At 69.7% G+C, this 531-nt stretch carries 1 protein-coding gene; it reads right to left on the bottom strand.

Annotation, left to right across the window (positions count from 1 at the left end; genetic code table 11):
• Nucleotides 1-186: 186 nt before the first annotated feature.
• A partial coding sequence (locus IEZ03_RS37300) for a transcriptional regulator (protein WP_189241302.1) occupies nucleotides 187-531 on the bottom strand: 345 nt, incomplete at its 5' end.

Below are 531 nucleotides of genomic sequence, written 5' to 3'. Positions count from 1 at the left end.
AGAGCTCCGAGGGTGGAGGGGACGGCCAGCCAGGTCCGGCCGTAGATGTGCAGGAGGACCATCGCGACTACTGCGCTTGCCACGCACAGGACGGAGGCGGCCCGGTAGATCCCGTCAGGGTCGGCCACGATCGCGGCCCGGAGCCGTTCGAGCACCGCTTTGGGCTGCATGATCAGTTCCCCTTTCCTATGCCGAGATGATCAGAGCGGAGATGACCCGCCAGCCCAGATGCCATGCCTGGTCGAGTGCGTACGATCCGGCTCCGCCTGGCATGTCGTAGTAGCTGCGCTTGCCCAGGGCGACGGCCAGGCGGCGCAGGTTAGGCCGGTGGTCGGCCCATGCGTGGGAGGCGGCATTGACGGCCAGTCCGGCGGACATGGCGGCCGGGCTCCAGTCGAGCGGGAAGCGCCAGGCGATGAGGGCCAGGACGACGGCGAGGGTCAGGGTGTGGGTGGCGACGTGCCGGGTCAGGGCGGCGAGCCCGGCCCGGGTGGCGTGTCCGTCGTTGTCGGTCTGACCCTTGGTCACAGC

It is taken from the genome of Actinomadura livida, from assembly GCF_014648675.1.
GTDB lineage: Bacteria > Actinomycetota > Actinomycetes > Streptosporangiales > Streptosporangiaceae > Spirillospora > Spirillospora livida.
This window is presented reverse-complemented; position numbering and strand designations above follow the sequence as displayed.